This is a genomic window from Bradyrhizobium tropiciagri, from assembly GCF_018130505.1.
Lineage (GTDB): Bacteria > Pseudomonadota > Alphaproteobacteria > Rhizobiales > Xanthobacteraceae > Bradyrhizobium > Bradyrhizobium tropiciagri_B.
In genome coordinates, this window is sequence record NZ_JAFCKH010000009.1 from 73739 (window position 1) to 90651 (window position 16913).

Sequence of the window (16913 nt, forward strand, 5' to 3'; positions counted from 1 at the left end):
TGTTGCGGACGTCGCTCAGTATCGGCCTGGACGCCATCTCGTACGGGATGGTCCTCTTCATCATCTCCATCGGCCTCTCCATCATGATGGGACTGATGCGAGTGGTGAACCTTGCACATGGCGCATTTTCCATGATCGGGGGATACCTCGCATCCTTTGCCCTCAAGAGTGCCGGGCTGGGCTATCCGCTCGCGATAGCCCTGGCGGTCCTGGGCACGATCGTCATCGCGCTTCCGATCGAGTTTCTCCTCTATCGGCGGATCTACCGCAAGTCGGACGAACTGACCCAGTTGTTGCTCACGATCGGAATCGCGTTCGTCATCATCGGCGTTGCCAACTACTTGATGGGCCCAACGACCAAGTCCATACCGCTACCCGCAATGCTGAGCGGTCCGGTTGATCTCGGCTTCAGGATGATCCCGGCTCATCGGTTGTTCGCCGTGGCGTGCGGGGTGTGCACCGCCGGCCTGCTATGGCTGTTGATCGACCGCACCGGGTTCGGAATTCGCTTGCGCGCTGCGGTCGACAACGGGGACATGGCGGAGGCGCTTGGGATCAAGACGCAGATCCTCTTCTCGGCGACCTTCGCACTCGCGGTCGGGCTGGCGGCATTCGGCGGCGTCGTGGGCGCGGAACTGCTGCCGATCGAGCCGTTCTACGCATTGAGGTACATGGTGGTGTTCCTGGTCGTCGTCTCGGTCGGCGGAGCGGGATCGATACCGGGGGCGGTGGCAGCCTCCATCCTGCTTGGCCTCGCGGACACGACCGGCAAGTACCTGGCGCCGGAGTACGGCGAATTCTTCTTCTATCTGGCGGTGATCCTCGTCGTGTTCCTTTTCCCGAATGGTCTATTGGGGAGGAAGCACTGACGTGACCGATCGAACCCTCGCGGAAGATGCAATTCCCGCTCGAATCGCGATTCCGGTCGAATTGCGTGCCGTCGCGATCATGCTGACGCTCGCTGCCTTCGGCTATGTGCTGTTTCCTGACGACCTCGCGTTCCTGACGAGATTGATCAGCATAGCACTGCTGGTGCTGTCACTCGATCTGGTGACCGGCTATAGCGGCGTCGCTACTCTTGGGCATTCGGCCATTTTTGGCGTGAGTGCATATGCGGTGGGCAACCTATGCCTTGCCGGGCAATCCGATCCTCTGCTCCTGCTCGTCGCCGGAGCGTTGGCGGGGGCCCTCATGGGGCTGGCCTCCGGCGCCCTCATCACGAGGTTCAAGGGGCTCCCGCAGCTGGTCCTGTCGATTGCCGTGGGACAGCTGGTCGCGGCCCTGGCGAACAAGCTCTCCGGGCTGACGGGTGGCAGCGACGGGTTGTCCGGCATTTCGCCGGGGCGTGTTTTCGGTATCTACGCGTTCGATATTTACGGTCGCACCGGCTACGTGTTTTCCGTTGCTGTGCTGATCGTCGTCTTTGTCGTGCTGCTCAGGATTGTGCGCTCACCCTTCGGGCTCCTCTGTCGGGCCATCAAGGACGATAGTCTTCGCGCGCGCATGATCGGCGCTCGGGTCTATCCCCGGCTCGTACTCATGTACGGCGTGTCCGGTGTCGTTGCCGGCATCGGCGGATCGCTCGCGGCAATCAATACAGGTGTCGTCGGCCTTGATAGCGTCAGCTTCGAACGGTCGGCGGAGGCGCTCGTCATGCTTGTGTTGGGCGGCGCCGGAAGCTTGTGGGGTGCGCTGATCGGATCGATCGTCTTTCAGGTGTTCGAGCACTATGTCTCGGCGGCGAATCCATTCCATTGGATGACGATGGTCGGGGCATTGCTGATTGCGGTCGTCCTGTTCGCGCCGAAGGGCTTGCTACCGCTGGCGATCTCGCTGACGGGGCGAGTTGCGTCCGCACTGAGGAGCCGCGCGTGACCCGGCCCTTGCTTGAACTGCGTCACGTCTCGAAGGCCTTCGGGGGAATGAAGGTCAACGACGATGTTTCGTTCAGTGTCGCGGAAGGTGACCGGGTCGCGCTGATCGGTCCAAACGGAGCCGGCAAGACCACGCTCATCAACGTCATTTCCGGCGACCTGCAGCCCTCGGAAGGCTGCATTCTGGTCGGCGGCGTCGACATGACCACGCATTCGATTCCTCGCCGCGTCGATGCCGGCTTGATCAGGACGTTCCAGATCACAAGGCTGTTCACCAGCCTGACGGTTGCCGAGAACGTCGCGCTGGCCGTCATGCAGAAGAAGGGACTCACCAAGAGAGTTTTCTCTTCGGCGATCGGTCGGACGGATATCCGTCGCGAGTGGCAGCGGGTCCTCGGCGTGTTGGATATCGCCCATCTGGCCGATCGGCAGGTCTCGCAACTGGCCTATGGCCAGCAGCGGCTTCTTGACCTCGCGATCGGACTCGCTCTCGAACCCAAGGTCTTGCTTCTGGACGAACCGGCGGCGGGGGTGCCGTCGGATGAATCCTCCAGGATCATTGAAGCGATCGACCGGCTGCCGGCGCACATTGCCGTCTTGATGATCGAGCACGACATGGACCTCGTCTTCAGGTTCGCACGCCGTGTACTCGTCCTGGCAAATGGACGATTGATCTTTCAAGGCAACCCGGCAGAAGTCACAAGCCATCAGGAAGTGCGTCGAGCTTATCTAGGTAGTTACGCAGATGCATGCCACACGCATTGAAGTCACAGGGTTGAGTGCGGGCTATGGCCCGACGCGGGTCGTCGACGACATGTCGTTCGAGGTTGCGCAAGGCGGCCGTCTCAGCATCCTTGGTCGAAACGGTGTCGGCAAGACGACCTTGCTAGCGTCGCTGATGGGCCTGACGACCCATCATGCAGGCAGCATCGTCGCGGGTGACGTCGATCTCACCGGCTTCAAGGCGTCCGCGCGCGCGAAGCATGGTATCGGCTACGTGCCGCAAACCCGCGACATTTTCCGTTCATTGACAGTCGAGGAGAATTTGATCACCGGCCTCAAGGGGCGCCGTCGCGGCGCTCTCGACGAGGCTTATGCGTTGTTTCCGAGATTGGCGGAGCGGCGGCGTCATTTCGGCGGTCAGCTATCCGGCGGCGAGCAGCAGATGCTTTCGCTTGCGAGGACGCTGCTCGGCAGGCCATCCATTCTCCTTCTGGATGAGCCACTTGAGGGGCTGGCTCCGGTCATCTGCGACCAGATCATGGAGATCATAACGTCGCTGGCGGCTTCAGGTGCAATGACGATCGTTCTGGTTGAGCAGCAAATCGAGCGCGCGCTGCAATTTGCCGATCAGGTGATGGTCGTCGAACGTGGAAGATCGGTCTGGAGCGGGGAATGCTCCCAGTTGCGCGCGGATCCCGGCATGGTGGAGCGCTTGCTCGGCGTCGGGCTGCACTGACTTCGTTGCAATTCCGGATGTATCGGCGTCTGCACCGTCGACCCGGAGCGGGCGATACCAGGCTTTCAAAACTACTTTCGCTCTCAGGACTAGAGCAGATGCCAATTGTCGACCAGCACGGACGTGGAAAGTGACACGAGAATTGCGGGAAGCATCATGCGGAGCCATTCTCGTGTTCTAAGGAGAGAGACGAACACTCCGACGAGTACGGCGAGCGCCATGAGCGCTCCAAATGCCTGATATCCCGGCATCGCGAACCCGACGGCAGCGCCCAGCTCGCAACATCCGACGCCATATCGGAGCCAGGGTGGGTAATGCCAGCGTGCGAACTCCTCCCGCACAAAGGATGGCCCGGCGATGTTCAGGCCCGAGGAAATCAAAAAGACTGCAGTCATCGAATACAGAACGGTTTGTTCAAGGGTATTCACGGTGGCTTCCTTCGGCGGAGGTCGAGCATGGCCGGACGTCATGTCGTCGCGTGATCGCGCTTCCCGGCATGCGGGTCGTGTTCGTTACGTGTCGAAATCGCGTTGCTGATCAGCAGCATTTTTCGCCAGGTTCGGCGGAATGCGCCCATGACACGTAGGGTAGCGTTCGTTGTACGCCTGGCCATCTCATAAGATTCTCATTGTGAGAGTATGGGGCCCGCTCGTCTTCCGGCTTGGCTCGGCAGGGCGCGCTTGGGGTGTCCGCCGACCTTCCCTCGTGCAAAACGGCCCAGAGTCGCAAGCGCCGGTATGCACCGGCCGCGGCCATTCCGGTGGGTAAGCGACTTGTCGGGTTTACCTTTCGGCTTCTCGTTGTATGAAGGAACAGGATAATCGGGCGATAGTGCAATCGGCTCGCCGAATGCCGAACGATGGTGTCGTTCTGGCAGCTTGGGGGCCGTTCGGGAATCGAGCCAAATGGCGGGAAGCAGTGCGAGGCGCATCCTATCGAAGGCCGCTGCGGTCAAGCTGATCGAGAGCGGCTCCATCTACGACACGATCGAGGCGGCCTGGGCCGTGCAGCGCCCGGAGCTGGATCTGGAACTGGTTTGCACGTTGCTGCGTTTGGACGGTGTCAACCAACAGCAAAAGTCCCGGGGCGAGGAGATATCCAGGGCCGTCGGTCTGAGCCTGAGCGACTTGTATCTTCTCCTGGCTCTGCGGCGGTCGGGCAAGCCCTATGAAATGCGCCCGACCGACCTCTTTCGTGCATTGCTGGTGACGTCGGCAGCCGTCACGAAGCGGGTGGCCAAGCTGCAAGACGAAGGGTTCATTTTGCGTGTTTCGGCAAGCGACGATGGGCGCTCCGAACTGGTTCGGCTGACCGCCAAGGGTCTGGCAACGGCTGACCGCGGTATCGCCGAGATCGCGCGCGATGTGGCGTATACCAAAGCCGAAAGCGGACTGACCCGTGCAGAGCTCGCCGTGCTCGATCATTGCTTGAGGAAACTGCTGCTCGCAGGGGCCAAAAAGCCGAGCGGTAGACGGCCCCGTGCCAAGGGCCGCTCCGTTTCCGATCGATCCGGCCGCTGAACCGCTCCGGGCCCCGAAAGCGGCGCTGATCATCTATTTTACTAGTATCGTAATTGGCATGTTCGCCGGAGCGAGGCCGTGAGCCCATCGCTCCCTGCGGCAACATCGTCCTTGTCGTTGAAGGACTGCACCGAAGCCAAGTCCAGGCACGGATATTAGGGGCAATGCCGACCCTTGATTCGCCGCTGAGCTCTCGCGGACAGGGTGTGCGCGCGCCCGAAGCGATTCAGTTTCGGGCTCAAGCAGCCATGAAAAGCGCTATTGACTAGATATGTTACTAGTATGATAATTTACTTCCTCGAAAGAAAAGAAGCGGGGAGGAACCCTTCGCATCACAGGAATGCAACGACGATGGTCGAAGAGGGATACTGGGAGGAATCGAAGAATGTTGAGGCGGTTGGATGGCTGTATCGCACTCGTCACCGGAGCGAGCCGTGGCGCAGGCAAGGGTGTGGCGGTGGGACTCGCCGAGGCCGGCGCGACCGTCGTGGTGACTGCGCGTACCCGCGAGAGCGGAACCGGCGAGTGGCCGGGATCATTGGATGAAACGATAGAAGAGATCCATCGCGTCGGCGGCAAAGGCATCGCGTTCGAGTGCGACCATGCCGATGACAAGGCCGTTGAAGCAATCTTCGCCAATCTGGCGCGTGACTATGGCGGGCTGGATGTTCTCGTGAACAATGTCTTCGCGGCGCCCAGCACCATGCCAATCAACCAGCCGTTCTGGACGACCGAGGTTTCGATCTGGGACCTCCTGCACACGGTTGGTTTGCGTTCCCATTTCGTCGCGAGCCGGTTTGCCGTGCCCTTGATGCTGAATCGAAGGAACGGATTGATCGTGAATACGTCGTCTCCCGCCGGAGGCAGTTACACATTCAACGTCCCGTTCGGCGTGCAGAAATCCGGCGTCGACCGAATGGCCCGCGACATGGCGCATGAACTGAAGCCGTACGGGATCGCCGCCGTATCAATCTGGCCGGGGTTTCTCAAGAGCGAAAAGCTCGCAGCTCAACCCGATCGCGTCCCCCGGCGTCTTGCCGGGTTGATCGCGGAACAAGGCGAGACGCCACTCTTTGCAGGTCGCGCCGTCGCGGCGCTGGCCAGCGATCCTTCGATCATGCGGAAGACGGGGAAAATCCTGGTGGTCTCCGAGCTGGCCGCCGAATACGGCTTCACCGACATCGACGGACGTATCCCGCAGGGCGTTCCAGTGTGGGATCAGAGCGACGCGAACGCGTGACCTCCCGGTCGATTGACGTGAAAGACACAATGGAAGGACGGTCGATGTCGAGAAGCAAACGGCTCGAGGGTTGCATTGCGGTTGTGACGGGGGGCAGCCGTGGCGTCGGGAAGGGATCCGCGATTGGTCTCGCTGAAGCCGGCGCCACCATCATTGTCACCGCGAGAACCCGCAAGAGCGGCGCGGGCCAATGGCCTGGCTCGCTCGACGAGACGATCGCGGAAATAGAACGAGCCGGCGGAACGGGAATCGGCATCGAGTGCGATCACTCGGTCGATTCGGAAGTCGAAGATCTGTTTTCCCGCGTGGCTCGCGATCATGGCGGCCTCGACGTGCTCGTGAACAACGTGTTTGCCGAGCCGAAAGTGATGCCGACCAACATACCCTTCTGGGAAACGCCGGTGGACCTGTGGGACGGCCTGCACCGGGTCGGTCTGCGCTCGCATTACGTTGCGAGCCGGTTCGGTGTGCCGCTGATGCTCGGCGGCAAGCGCGGCTTGATCGTGAATACGTCCTCCGGCGGTGGCGTCCGGTACACGTTCAATGTTCCGTTCGGTGTACAAAAGTGTTGCGTGGACAGAATGGCCGTCGACATGGCGCATGAGCTCAGACCGTTCGGCATCGCTGCCGTCTCGATCTGGCCAGGCTATCTCATGACGGAGAAGTTCATTGCCGGAAGCGACCACATGCCCGCTGCTCTTGCAAGGTCGATCGTCGAGAGAGGCGAAACGCCGATCTTCGCCGGCCGAGCGATCGCGGCGTTGGCTTCCGATCCCGACGTCATGCGGAAGAGCGGACAGATCCTGCTCGTCTCGGAATTGGCCCAGGAGTACGGCTTCACGGACATCGATGGGCGCATTCCGCCAGCCCCGAGCCGGAGTCCGGAGCCGCTATCGGTGTTCAAGGCGGTCGATAAGGCGCCCTCATGACGCGCGAGAGTGCAGCATGAGGCCCAGACGAGATCGGCGGCGCCCGGCGGACGTGTGTTCCGCGTTCCGGGAAGCCGTATCAGTCATGCGACGTTTCCGCTTCACGTAGGTTCACCACGAGTTACCTCTCGCAGCCGAGGGCGACGTATCGTGCTTGAAATTCACCGCAGCGACCAGGACTGCACAGCTCGAAACGCAACACTTCCGGGACCAACGATGAGATCGTGGGACCTGATCCGTGTCTTCCTGGCTCTGCATCGCGCGGGGAGCTACGAAGGCGCGTCTCAGGCGTTGAGCATGGACATGTCTACGGTGCGCCGGAAGATCCAGGCGCTGGAAAGCAGCATCGGCATGTCACTGTTTGCGCGCGATGTTCGAGGCGTCACATTGCGGCCGGGTCGCGAGGGGTTGATCGCGGCGGCGATGAACATGGAGATTTCAGCCGAGCATTTTCAACAGCAGTCGCAGGGTGGACGAGGAGGCGGCATCGTTCGAGTGACGATGCAAGGCTTCTTCGCCGGCCTGTTGATCAGGCCGCTTCAGGCGTTTCGTGCTGAAAATCCGGAGATTCTTCTCGATATCACCACTGAAAATCATCTCGTCGATGTCGAGACGGAGGGGGTGGACCTGGCAATTACGCTGGCGCGTCCGACGCGTGGCACGGCGGGCATTCGCAAAGTCGCCGAAGTCCCGTTCGGCCGGTATGCAGCCGAGAGCAGGATCGACCATCTCAGAACGCGGGACGCGAGGTCGGTGGACACAGTCTCTCTATCCGCGAATTTCTGGCACCGCGATCATGAATTTGGATCAGTCGGGCGTCGAGGCGAGATCCGGAATGTCGTCGCCCGGGTCGACAATTATCCCTTGTTGATGCAGCTCTGCGAGGCAGGCATGGGAGTTGCGACTTTGCCGTGCTTCATGGCCAAGGCAAAGCAAGGTCTGGTCAGGTTCGACGATGAAGTCCTTGTTTCCGAACTATGGCTCGTCGCGCGGCGGGACCGAACACGATCACTGCACGTCCGAAGAACGATCGAGTTTCTGGTGCGAGCGTTCGGCTCCCTGAACAGGTCCCTGTTCAGTCAGGAGCGACAGCAGCGACCTCCTGCGGAGGATGCGCAATCGAGAGACTGCCGAATGCATCTCGATGCGAACTTGCGATAGAGTTGTTTGCCGGGGGCGGGACGCAAATTCTCGCATACGAGTCTCGATCATTGGCAATGCTGCGAGAGAGATTGGCAGAATTGCAATCGACACGTTCGCGGACCTTGGTCCTTATGATGACCTGCGCACCCGCCCGGAACATCAGCTGCGCTTGTGAGCCGCGCTGATCATGTTCCCGCGGGACGACAACGAAGGATAGAGGAAGCGATGATAGTCATAACTGGCGCGACCGGGGAGTTGGGACAACACGTCGTCGAGCGTCTGGTGTTCAAGGTTCCTCCCAAGGAGGTGTGCCTTGCCGTAAGAAGCGTCCATCGGGCAGAGCGGCTTTCCGGATACGGGGTGCGGATCGTGTCGGCCGACTATGATGTGCCGGAATCGCTGTCGGCGGCTTTCTCGGGTGCCGAGCAGGTGTTGTTGATTTCAAGCAGCGACATCGGGCGTCGCGTTTCACAACATAAGAATGTCATCGATGCTGCCAGAGCCGTCGGCGTGAAGCATTTCGTTTATACGAGCATGCTCCACGCCGACACCTGCACCATGGCATTTGCCGACGAACATCGTCAGACCGAACAAGCAATTCGGGCGTCCGGGCTCCCGTTCACCATCTTGCGCAATGGATGGTATGCCGAGAACTGCCGAATCAAGCTGCGGGTCGCAATGCTCCGAGGCGTCCTGCTGGGGAGCGCCGGCTACGGCGCCCAATCCATGGCGACGCGAGGTGATTACGCCGAAGCTGCCGTAGCCGCGCTGACTGGAAGGACGCCGCCTGGCCGAGTGTATGAATTGGCCGGCGATGTGGCGTGGACATACGCCGACATGGCCCGAGAGCTAAGCAGGCTCGTTGATCGCAAGATCGACTATCGCAACGTCGGCAGTGCGGAGCATCGCAACATTCTCACGGAAGCGGGCCTGCCGACGGCCTTCGCTGACTTTCTGGTTGACGTCGATCGAGCTATCGCGGCCGGTGAACTCATGGACGACAGCGGCGATCTGCAAAAGCTGATCAGTCGCCCCGCAACGCCTCTGCCGCGCTACCTGGAAGCAATGCTCGCGACTTGACGGGGCGGCGCAAGCCTGGTGGCGGCTCTCGGATCGGGGGCGGTCGCGTTGTCGCATGGATGGCGGTTGCAGCACGGCGTGCACCCGACTGTTCCCGATTCAATTGCTGGAGTCCACCATGCACAATCTCGAAGCCAATAAGAAAGTCGTCCTCGCGTTCTACGAGACGGCGTTTCGCGGGGCCCCGGAGCGGGCCGCAAGTGAGTACGCGGGAGCGACCTACATTCAGCATAATCCGCGGGTCGCCGATGGCACGCAAGGATTTGTCGCGTTCGTACGCGGTCTGTTGACGTCATTTCCGGACATGAAGCTGATGATCAAGCGCGTCATCGCGGAAGATGACCTGGTCGTCACTCACGCTCACATCGTCAAAATTCCGGGAGAGCCGGGCTTGGCCGTCGTCGACATCTTTAGAGTGGAAGGCGGCAAGGTCGTCGAGCACTGGGATGTCGTCGAGCCGGTGCCGTCGACTGCGCTGAATTCCAACGGGATGATGTGACGCGACGCATCACGCCGGGTTCAATAGCGCAAGGACTGACGCATGAGCCCATCAACTGCATCTTGGCAGAGCCTCAGGGCCGCTTGATCGCTCACCTCGCCCGTCAGCGCCGAAAAGACATGTTGCCCGATGATGCGTTCCATGCGGCTATACTCTCTGATTGGCGGCCGCTGCCACGTCGACAGCCGATTGTGTCGAATGGCAGTTTCGACCATGTGCACGATCGGCGTCGTCGGCGTCATCTCCGGATCCGCCTTCACGCTGAAGCAGGGGGCGATGGGGACGCCATTCTTGACATGCTCCCTCATGGCCGAAGGGGAGGTCATCCACGAGATAACGTCGAACGCCAGTCGTGATCGCTCCTTGGGCAATTTGGCAGGGATTGCCAATAGAAAGCCTCCGACGGGGCTGGTGCTGAGTCCTCCCGGGCCGCGCGGGTGCATGAGGTAGTCGACATTGCGCTTGACCCTCGATTTGGTGTCGTACTCCAGCCGGGACGCATCGCTGCCCCAGCAATAGATCATCGCCGACCTTCCGAGCATGAAGTTCTCCAGCGCACTCGTCGCGTCCAGTCCCAGGATGTCGGGCGGAGAATACTTCAGCAGCCCATGCATATATTCGAGAACTTGATAGGCCTGTTCGGTCTCGAACCTCGGCCGGTACATGTCGCTCGTCAACTTGCTGTAATCGATCCGATTGCGTGAGACCGGCAAATTGAGCACCGAGTGTCCGCAGGCGCCGAGCAGGAACATGAAAGTCTGCGCAACGGGTCGGCCTTTGCCCGCATTCCAGACGATGCCGCTCATTCCGCGCTTCGGATCGTGGGTTTGTCGGGCGACCTCCATCACCGTCTCGAAATTTGTCGGCATGGCGATTTGCTGGTCGTTAATGAGGTCTCGCCGCACCGCCAGGGTCTCGAACGTACTGTATATGGGGATGCCATATTGCTGGTTTCCCCAGCTTCCGCCGGCCCAGACCGAGGGGTGAAAATCGCCGGGGTTGACGTCTCGGTCCATCAGAAATGGATCGAGTGCCTGGATCATGCCGCGCTCCACCGCTTCCCCGAGCCACGCAATGTCGAGTGAAACGATGTCGAATGATGCGCGTTCGCAATTGGCCTGCGCGAACAGTGCTTGGTGGAGATCGGGCGTAGAAAGCAGCGAGAAATTGCGCTTCGAGGCGAACTTGTTTCGGAAGTCGGAAAAAAGATTCCTCATGGAAGCGAAATAGCTGTCCTTGTGAAGAAGGAACCGAAGGTCTGTATGTGTGTCGCGGGTGCTCGGGTGACGCTTGAAGGGGGGAGGCGCCATCTGGCCGGTCACGTTCCTGGCTCCGAAATAGTAATCTTCCGGGTCGGCGCCCGCAGTCGTCTGGCTCCATACATCGGACAACAGGCTCTTTACGTTCAGGGCATACTGAACGAATTCAGCCTTCAGACGCTGGCTGGGTACGAGCAATGTTGCTTTTGCGTTCGGCGTTCTCGGAATCTGATCGACGTCGCCATCCGCGATGAGTTGATGGATTCGCCGCATTGCGCTCGGAAACGGAATGTCCGAGCTCGAGGCCAGCGAGGACTTCGTTACGTCATGTCCCTGCAGTGTTCTTCTGAAAAGAAAGAGGATGATATTCCACGTCGCGTCAGGCGACGCAGATTGGAAGCTTCTATCGAACGGGATGCGGACCCGTTCGACGAAGTCGATAATGCGGAGCAGCTCACGTTCGGTCATGTAAGGGGCGCCGCATCGTTAGGTCGTTGGCTCTTTGGGCCGATCCGCCAGGGATCCGGTGGCTGATGGCGGGCTCGTCCCCGCGATCGAGAAATGATCCGCTCCGATCCTCTCATTTGAAATCGCAAGATTGCGAATTTGATTGGCAAAACTGCACTCGCTGCACGGTTGCGAACGGCCGCACAAATGCGGAAATCGTGAGGTTGCTCTCGCCACATCGCTTCTCGCCGGGTTCGCATTCGCGCGCCATCTGGCCGCGATCTGATCCTGCGCCAGACGATGCGTTGCAGAGCCCTCTCCGCCGTTCAACGATCAAGGAGGAATTGACGATGACCGCACACGCAAGTCCGATGAAGTCCGAGAAGAATCGACCGGCTACGCGCGCTGAGGCGGAAGCCTGCGCCCGGTCCATGCCGCTCGACCAGATCGACCCCGCTGACCCCCATATCTTCGGCCTCGGTGCGGAACTCGCGTATTTCGAGCGCTTGCGCCGCGACGCGCCTGTGCATCTGACGCCGGACTCGCAGTTTGGTCCCTTTTGGTCGATCACGCGTTGGGACGACATCGTCGCCATAGACACCAACCACGTCGCGTTCTCCTCGGAGCCCGCCATCATCTTGCGCGATCCGGAGGAGGAGTTGCCCTTGCCGATGTTGATCGCGAAGGATCCGCCGACCCACACGACGCAGCGCAAGGCGGTCAACAACGTGGCTCATCCGCCGGCCATCGCCGCACTCGAACCGCTGATCCGTCAACGCGCGGGCGATATCCTTGATGCGTTGCCGATCGGTGAGGAGATCGACTGGGTCGACAAGGTGTCGATGGAGCTCACGGCCATGACGCTCGCCACGCTGTTCGACATCCCCCAAGCCGACCGCCGCAAGTTGACGCGCTGGTCCGACGTCGCGACCTCGTCGGAGGACGCCGGGCTCGTCATCAGCAAGGAGCAGCGCAAGGCCGAGCTGCTCGAGTGCCTCAACTACTTCACCGAGGTCTGGAAGGAGCGCGCCGCCAGCCCCGGCGGGTCCGACCTCATCTCCATGCTCGCGACCAGCGAGGCGACGAAGAACATGGATCGATTCGAGTATCTGGGGAATCTTGTCCTGCTGATCAGCGGCGGCAATGACACCACACGCAATACGATCTCCGGGAGCATTTACGCCCTCAATCAGAATCCGGAACAATACGAACGCCTGAAGGCCAACCATGGCCTGATCCCGAACATGGTGTCGGAAACGATCCGCTGGCAGACGCCGATCGCCTACATGCGTCGCCGCGCCAAGCAGGATATGGAGATCGGCGAACGGGTCATAAAGGCCGGTGACAAGGTCGCGATCTGGTACGTCTCCGGGAACCGCGATGAATCGAAGATCGAGCGACCCAATGATTTCTGGATCGAACGTCCGAATTCACGCCAGCACCTGTCCTTCGGCTTCGGTATCCATCGTTGCATGGGGCAGCGGCTCGCCGAAGTGCAGCTGCGGGTGATATGGGAGGAGATCCTCAAGCGGTTTAAACACGTCGAAGTCGTCGGTGAGCCCCGGCGGGTACGTTCGTTTTTCATTCGCGGCTACGAGAACTTGCCGGTGCGGCTGCACGCATAGGACGCGTCAGCCGTTTCTCCGGTCCTTCCGTGACGAAATGCATGCAGTCGCAAAAGCGGCCCGACTGCAGGCATTTCTACGAGCATCCCGCTGTCGCCATTCCAGTCGTGAGGTCAACGCGCTTCAGGATTCTCGTTTTGAGAATGTTTGCGGTTCAACGCGCAGCGCCCGGCTGCAATCTTCCTCTGCCAATTGATCTTCAATTACCCAGCGACGGTGCAGGCCATGACGAGAGACGGTGCGGTTGATCTGTTTTCACCTTTGAAGCTGGGGCCGACCCAGCTTCCGAACCGGATCGTCATGGCCCCCATGACGCGCAATCGCGCCGAGGCCGGTGAGGTGCCCGGCGATCTGAGCGCAGCATATTACGCCCAACGCGCGACTGCGGGTCTCGTCATCACGGAAGGCACCCAGATTTCACAACAAGGCATCGGCTATCCGGGTACGCCAGGCCTCCACTCGAGCGAACAGGTGGCGGGTTGGAAGAAGGTCACCGAGCGCGTGCATGATGCCGGGGGGCGCATCTTCGCACAGCTTTGGCACGTCGGACGGATTTCGCATCCCTCCCTGCAACCTGGTGGCGGGCTGCCCGTAGCGCCCTCGGCGCTGAAACCGGCCGGAGAGATCTTCACATTGTCAGGAATGCGGCCGTTCGAGACGCCGCGGGCGTTGGAGACAGACGAAATCAAGACGATCGTCGATCAGTACCGCCAGGCTGCCCGACATGCGCACCAGGCGGGATTCGACGGAGTGGAGCTCCACGCGGCGAACGGCTACCTGATCGATCAATTCCTTCGGGACAAGACCAACCGGCGGACTGATCGCTACGGCGGCACGGCCCTGAACCGTTCTCGACTCCTGATCGAGGCGTGCGACGCCATCACGGAGGTGTGGGGCGCTGATCGCGTCGGTGTCAGGCTGTCTCCGACGAATCCCTTCAACGACATTTCCGACAGTCATCCGGCCGCTACGTTTGCCGTCGCGGTGACGGAATTGGCCGCACGCGGGCTGGCGTATCTTCACGTGGTCCGCCCTCAGGCGGGGCACACGATCGAGAGCGGTACGCTACCCGACATGCGCTTCTTCCGCAGCTTGTGGAGTGGTGTTCTCATGGCCAACTGCGGATTTGATTTCGACAGCGCCAATGCTGCGCTTCGGGATCGAAGTGCTGATCTGGTGTCTTTCGGCGCGCTGTTCCTCGCCAACCCCGACCTTCCGGCAAGATTCCGCGCAAACGCCGCACTCAACGCGCCGGACGTTGCCACGTTCTATGAGGGCGGCGCGCGCGGTTATACTGACTATCCATCGTTGGCCTCGGCCTCGGAAGGCGGGCGCTGAAGATGGCTGGAGAAGCTCCGACGCTTCCTCGCGGCAACTATCTCATCAAGGGCGGATCGATCATCACAGTCGATCCAGAACTGGGAACGTTGCCGAAGGCGGACCTGCTGGTGAAGGGCGGTGCCATTGTCGCAGTCGGTGATGGGTTGTCGGCAGAATCGTGTGAGGTCATTGACGCGTCGGACATGATTGTCATGCCCGGCATGGTGGACACCCACTATCATATGTGGAGCACCGTCGGTCGCAATTTCCTTTGTGACGACGGCTTTGAATATTATCAGGCCAAATGGGCGACCGCCTCGCACTATAGTCCAGACGACTTCTACAACAGTGTATCGATGGGGTTGGCGGAGCTTGCCTATAACGGGGTGACGACGGTCAACAACTGGTCGCACAACAACAGGTCCCCGGCGCATGTCGATGCGGAGTTGGGTGCGCACCAGGCGTCTCTTATCCGTGCGCGATACTCGATCGGGCACGTCGACCAGCTGGCGACCGATGTCGCCAACGAGTTCGAAGATCTCGATCGAGTGCGGCGGGAATGGTTCGACGGCCCGGCACGCTTCGACGGCCTGGTTCATCTCGGAGTGAATCTTCGCGGAATGCTTCAAAGCGATCCGGACGTATTTCACGCGGAAATGGACCAAATTCTCAAGACGGGTCTCCCGATCTCGGTTCATGCCAGTCAAGGCAAGCCTAACACCGACGATGCCGAGGACTACGAGCGGCGCGGATATCTGGGGCCGAATTTCCTGTTCTGCCATTATATTGCGGCGACGGACAGCGATCGATCAGTCCTCGCCAGGACCCGCACGCCGCTCAGCTTTGCGACGCACTCGGAGCTGCGGCTCGGGGACTATGGCGATCCGCGCGCGGCGCTTCTCAAGGCCATAGCAGCAGGTGTTCTCGTTACGCTCTCGTCGGATGCGTCGTCGCTCGCGCCTCCGAATATGTTCGAGAACATGCGTTTGACATGGAACATGACGATTCCCTGGAAGGAAAGTGAGACAGAGCATTTCAAGCCGATCGGATTCTATGACGTCATCAGGATGGCTACGATCAACGGAGCGATCGCGCTTGGGCTTGGCGACGTCATTGGCTCGATCACTCCCGGCAAGCGAGCCGACATCATTCTTGTCCGCGCGAACGATTTGAACATCGCTCCGAGGGGCAATATCGAAACTGCAATCGTTCAATCGGCGATGCCGGCGAATGTCGATACGGTTCTCGTCGACGGTCGTATCATCAAGCGCCACGGAAAGCTGACCGCATTCGATACCTCCAGGATCGTGGCGCGGGCAGAGCACTCCGCCCTGCGCATACGCCAGGCCGCGGGGGGCATCTTGACGCCGCGGTTCGGTCGCCTCGGCAATCCGATTTGCTGCTGCTGAGAGCTGCTGAAGCAAAATGAGCGAGCTGGAACTTGGATTGGACACTTTCGGGGACGTCTCCGCGGATACGGCGGGCGAACACCTCTCGCAGGCCAGCGTTCTTCGGAACGTCGTGGAGGAGGCCATTCGCGCGGACTCCCTGGGAGTCGACTTTTTCGGCGTGGGCGAACACCATCGCGATGACTTCGCGATATCGTGTCCGGAAGTCGTGCTCGGAGCGATCGCGGCGAGGACGAACAGGATCCGCCTGGGGTCTGCGGTGACTGTCCTGAGTTCGGACGACCCTATACGGGTATTCCAGCGGTTCTCTACAGTCGACGCCGTGTCCAATGGACGGGCTGAGGTTATTTTGGGACGCGGGGCCTTTGTCGAGTCGTTCCCGCTGTTCGGATATGACTTGTCGAACCATGACAGTCTGTTCGAAGACAAGCTGAGCCTGTTTTCCAGGCTGGCGACGGACCGGCCGGTTCATTGGGAAGGTGACTTTCGGCCGCCGTTGAAGGGCATGCAGGTATTCCCGCAGCCGGCATCGGGCATGCTGAAGACCTGGATCGGCGTGGGAGGCAGCCCAGCCTCGGTCGTGCGTGCCGCGCGATACGGCATGTCGCTGATGCTCGCCATCATCGGGGGAGACCCGGGACGATTTCGGCCATTCGTCGATCTCTATGAACGAGCCTGCAGCGAAGCCGGCAGATCGCCGCAGTCGATCGGTGTTCACTCTCCCGGATATGTCGCGGCGACCGACCAGCAGGCCCGCGATGAATTGTGGCCGCACTACAAGAAATTGCGCGACAGGATCGACGGCGCGAGAGGTCGCCCGCCGTTGCAGCGAAGCGAGTTCGACTTTGAAGCCGATCATGGCTCGCTCTACGTGGGCTCTCCTGAAACGGTTGCCGCCAAGATCGCCAAAACCGTTCGGTCCCTGCACATCTCCCGCTTCCAGATGAGATACAGCGCAGGAACTCTCTCTCACGAGCATCTGATGCAGAGTATCGAGCTCTTCGGCTCGAAGGTCATTCCCATTGTACGACGGATCATTGCTTAGAGAGGTGGGGTTCTCGGATCACCTGGTCGAGCGGGGATACCGCGACCTGGCGACGAATCCCATC

The 16913-nt window shown here is 60.6% G+C and carries 16 protein-coding genes; 14 read left to right on the forward strand and 2 right to left on the reverse strand.

Annotated features, from left to right (window positions below; translation table 11 throughout):
* Positions 1-2: 2 nt before the first annotated feature.
* From JQ633_RS22885 to JQ633_RS22900, 4 genes are read left to right on the forward strand one after another with little or no spacing between them, the layout of a single operon-like run.
* The gene (locus tag JQ633_RS22885; RefSeq protein WP_211987592.1) at positions 3-869 is read left to right on the forward strand and encodes a branched-chain amino acid ABC transporter permease; all 867 of its coding nucleotides are present in this window, start codon (positions 3-5) and stop codon (positions 867-869) included.
* A complete protein-coding gene (locus JQ633_RS22890; RefSeq protein ID WP_211987339.1) occupies positions 844-1875 on the forward strand; it encodes a branched-chain amino acid ABC transporter permease in 1032 nt (343 codons plus the stop codon). Before JQ633_RS22885 ends, JQ633_RS22890 begins: the two co-directional genes overlap by 26 nt.
* 47 nt (positions 1876-1922) lie before the next feature.
* Complete coding sequence (locus JQ633_RS22895; protein WP_211987593.1) at positions 1923-2639, forward strand: ABC transporter ATP-binding protein; 717 nt, start codon at positions 1923-1925, stop codon at positions 2637-2639.
* The gene (locus JQ633_RS22900) at positions 2620-3333 is read left to right on the forward strand and encodes an ABC transporter ATP-binding protein (protein ID WP_211987340.1); all 714 of its coding nucleotides are present in this window, start codon (positions 2620-2622) and stop codon (positions 3331-3333) included. The genes JQ633_RS22895 and JQ633_RS22900 overlap by 20 nt, the downstream gene beginning before the upstream one ends.
* An 89-nt stretch (positions 3334-3422) precedes the next feature.
* Here JQ633_RS22900 and JQ633_RS22905 read toward each other — a convergent pair whose 3' ends face one another.
* Positions 3423-3761, reverse strand: coding sequence for a DoxX family protein (locus JQ633_RS22905; RefSeq protein WP_211987341.1), 339 nt, complete (start codon positions 3759-3761; stop codon positions 3423-3425).
* Between the two features lie 477 nt (positions 3762-4238).
* Between JQ633_RS22905 and JQ633_RS22910 the strand changes: the two genes are divergently transcribed.
* From JQ633_RS22910 to JQ633_RS22935, 6 genes are all read left to right on the forward strand, one after another.
* Entirely contained in the window at positions 4239-4853 is a 615-nt protein-coding gene (locus JQ633_RS22910; RefSeq protein ID WP_211987342.1) for a MarR family winged helix-turn-helix transcriptional regulator, read from the forward strand.
* 385 nt (positions 4854-5238) lie between these two features.
* Positions 5239-6093 (forward strand): SDR family NAD(P)-dependent oxidoreductase, encoded by an 855-nt coding sequence (locus JQ633_RS22915; RefSeq protein ID WP_211987343.1) that lies wholly within the window; start codon positions 5239-5241, stop codon positions 6091-6093.
* A gap of 44 nt (positions 6094-6137) precedes the next feature.
* A complete protein-coding gene (locus tag JQ633_RS22920) occupies positions 6138-7022 on the forward strand; it encodes an SDR family NAD(P)-dependent oxidoreductase (protein WP_211987344.1) in 885 nt (294 codons plus the stop codon).
* A 216-nt stretch (positions 7023-7238) separates the two neighbouring features.
* Positions 7239-8183, forward strand: a complete 945-nt coding sequence (locus JQ633_RS22925) for a LysR family transcriptional regulator (RefSeq protein WP_211987345.1) — start codon at positions 7239-7241, stop codon at positions 8181-8183.
* A 207-nt stretch (positions 8184-8390) separates the two neighbouring features.
* Positions 8391-9245 carry an SDR family oxidoreductase gene (locus JQ633_RS22930; RefSeq protein ID WP_211987346.1) on the forward strand — a complete coding sequence of 285 codons (855 nt, stop codon included), beginning with the start codon at positions 8391-8393 and terminating at the stop codon, positions 9243-9245.
* A 118-nt stretch (positions 9246-9363) separates the two neighbouring features.
* Entirely contained in the window at positions 9364-9744 is a 381-nt protein-coding gene (locus JQ633_RS22935) for a nuclear transport factor 2 family protein (protein WP_211987347.1), read from the forward strand.
* Between the two features lie 20 nt (positions 9745-9764).
* Here the strand turns inward: JQ633_RS22935 and JQ633_RS22940 are convergent, their stop codons facing one another.
* On the reverse strand, positions 9765-11471 hold the full coding sequence (locus JQ633_RS22940) for an extracellular solute-binding protein (protein WP_211987348.1): 1707 nt from the start codon (positions 11469-11471) through the stop codon (positions 9765-9767).
* A gap of 329 nt (positions 11472-11800) precedes the next feature.
* On the opposite strand from JQ633_RS22940, the gene JQ633_RS22945 reads away from it, so the two are divergent.
* From JQ633_RS22945 to JQ633_RS22960, 4 genes are all read left to right on the forward strand, one after another.
* A complete protein-coding gene (locus tag JQ633_RS22945; RefSeq protein WP_211987349.1) occupies positions 11801-13075 on the forward strand; it encodes a cytochrome P450 in 1275 nt (424 codons plus the stop codon).
* Positions 13076-13300: 225 nt separating this feature from the next.
* The gene (locus JQ633_RS22950; RefSeq protein ID WP_211987594.1) at positions 13301-14413 is read left to right on the forward strand and encodes an alkene reductase; all 1113 of its coding nucleotides are present in this window, start codon (positions 13301-13303) and stop codon (positions 14411-14413) included.
* Positions 14414-14415: 2 nt separating this feature from the next.
* Positions 14416-15804, forward strand: coding sequence for an amidohydrolase family protein (locus tag JQ633_RS22955; RefSeq protein WP_211987350.1), 1389 nt, complete (start codon positions 14416-14418; stop codon positions 15802-15804).
* A 16-nt stretch (positions 15805-15820) separates the two neighbouring features.
* A complete protein-coding gene (locus JQ633_RS22960) occupies positions 15821-16849 on the forward strand; it encodes an LLM class flavin-dependent oxidoreductase (RefSeq protein ID WP_211987351.1) in 1029 nt (342 codons plus the stop codon).
* Positions 16850-16913: the final 64 nt, after the last annotated feature.

Excerpts from the sequence above, each read along its gene's own strand:
- JQ633_RS22900 (WP_211987340.1), top strand. The coding sequence starts at position 2,620 with ATGCATGCCACACGCATTGAAGTCACAGGGTTGAGTGCGGGCTATGGC.
- JQ633_RS22930 (WP_211987346.1), top strand. The coding sequence starts at position 8,391 with ATGATAGTCATAACTGGCGCGACCGGGGAGTTGGGACAACACGTCGTC.
- JQ633_RS22925 (WP_211987345.1), top strand. The coding sequence starts at position 7,239 with ATGAGATCGTGGGACCTGATCCGTGTCTTCCTGGCTCTGCATCGCGCG.
- JQ633_RS22920 (WP_211987344.1), top strand. The coding sequence starts at position 6,138 with ATGTCGAGAAGCAAACGGCTCGAGGGTTGCATTGCGGTTGTGACGGGG.
- JQ633_RS22910 (WP_211987342.1), top strand. The coding sequence starts at position 4,239 with ATGGCGGGAAGCAGTGCGAGGCGCATCCTATCGAAGGCCGCTGCGGTC.
- JQ633_RS22945 (WP_211987349.1), top strand. The coding sequence starts at position 11,801 with ATGACCGCACACGCAAGTCCGATGAAGTCCGAGAAGAATCGACCGGCT.
- JQ633_RS22940 (WP_211987348.1), bottom strand. The coding sequence starts at position 11,471 with ATGACCGAACGTGAGCTGCTCCGCATTATCGACTTCGTCGAACGGGTC.
- JQ633_RS22915 (WP_211987343.1), top strand. The coding sequence starts at position 5,239 with ATGTTGAGGCGGTTGGATGGCTGTATCGCACTCGTCACCGGAGCGAGC.
- JQ633_RS22950 (WP_211987594.1), top strand. The coding sequence starts at position 13,301 with ATGACGAGAGACGGTGCGGTTGATCTGTTTTCACCTTTGAAGCTGGGG.
- JQ633_RS22895 (WP_211987593.1), top strand. The coding sequence starts at position 1,923 with ATGAAGGTCAACGACGATGTTTCGTTCAGTGTCGCGGAAGGTGACCGG.
- JQ633_RS22935 (WP_211987347.1), top strand. The coding sequence starts at position 9,364 with ATGCACAATCTCGAAGCCAATAAGAAAGTCGTCCTCGCGTTCTACGAG.
- JQ633_RS22960 (WP_211987351.1), top strand. The coding sequence starts at position 15,821 with ATGAGCGAGCTGGAACTTGGATTGGACACTTTCGGGGACGTCTCCGCG.
- JQ633_RS22955 (WP_211987350.1), top strand. The coding sequence starts at position 14,416 with ATGGCTGGAGAAGCTCCGACGCTTCCTCGCGGCAACTATCTCATCAAG.
- JQ633_RS22890 (WP_211987339.1), top strand. The coding sequence starts at position 844 with ATGGTCTATTGGGGAGGAAGCACTGACGTGACCGATCGAACCCTCGCG.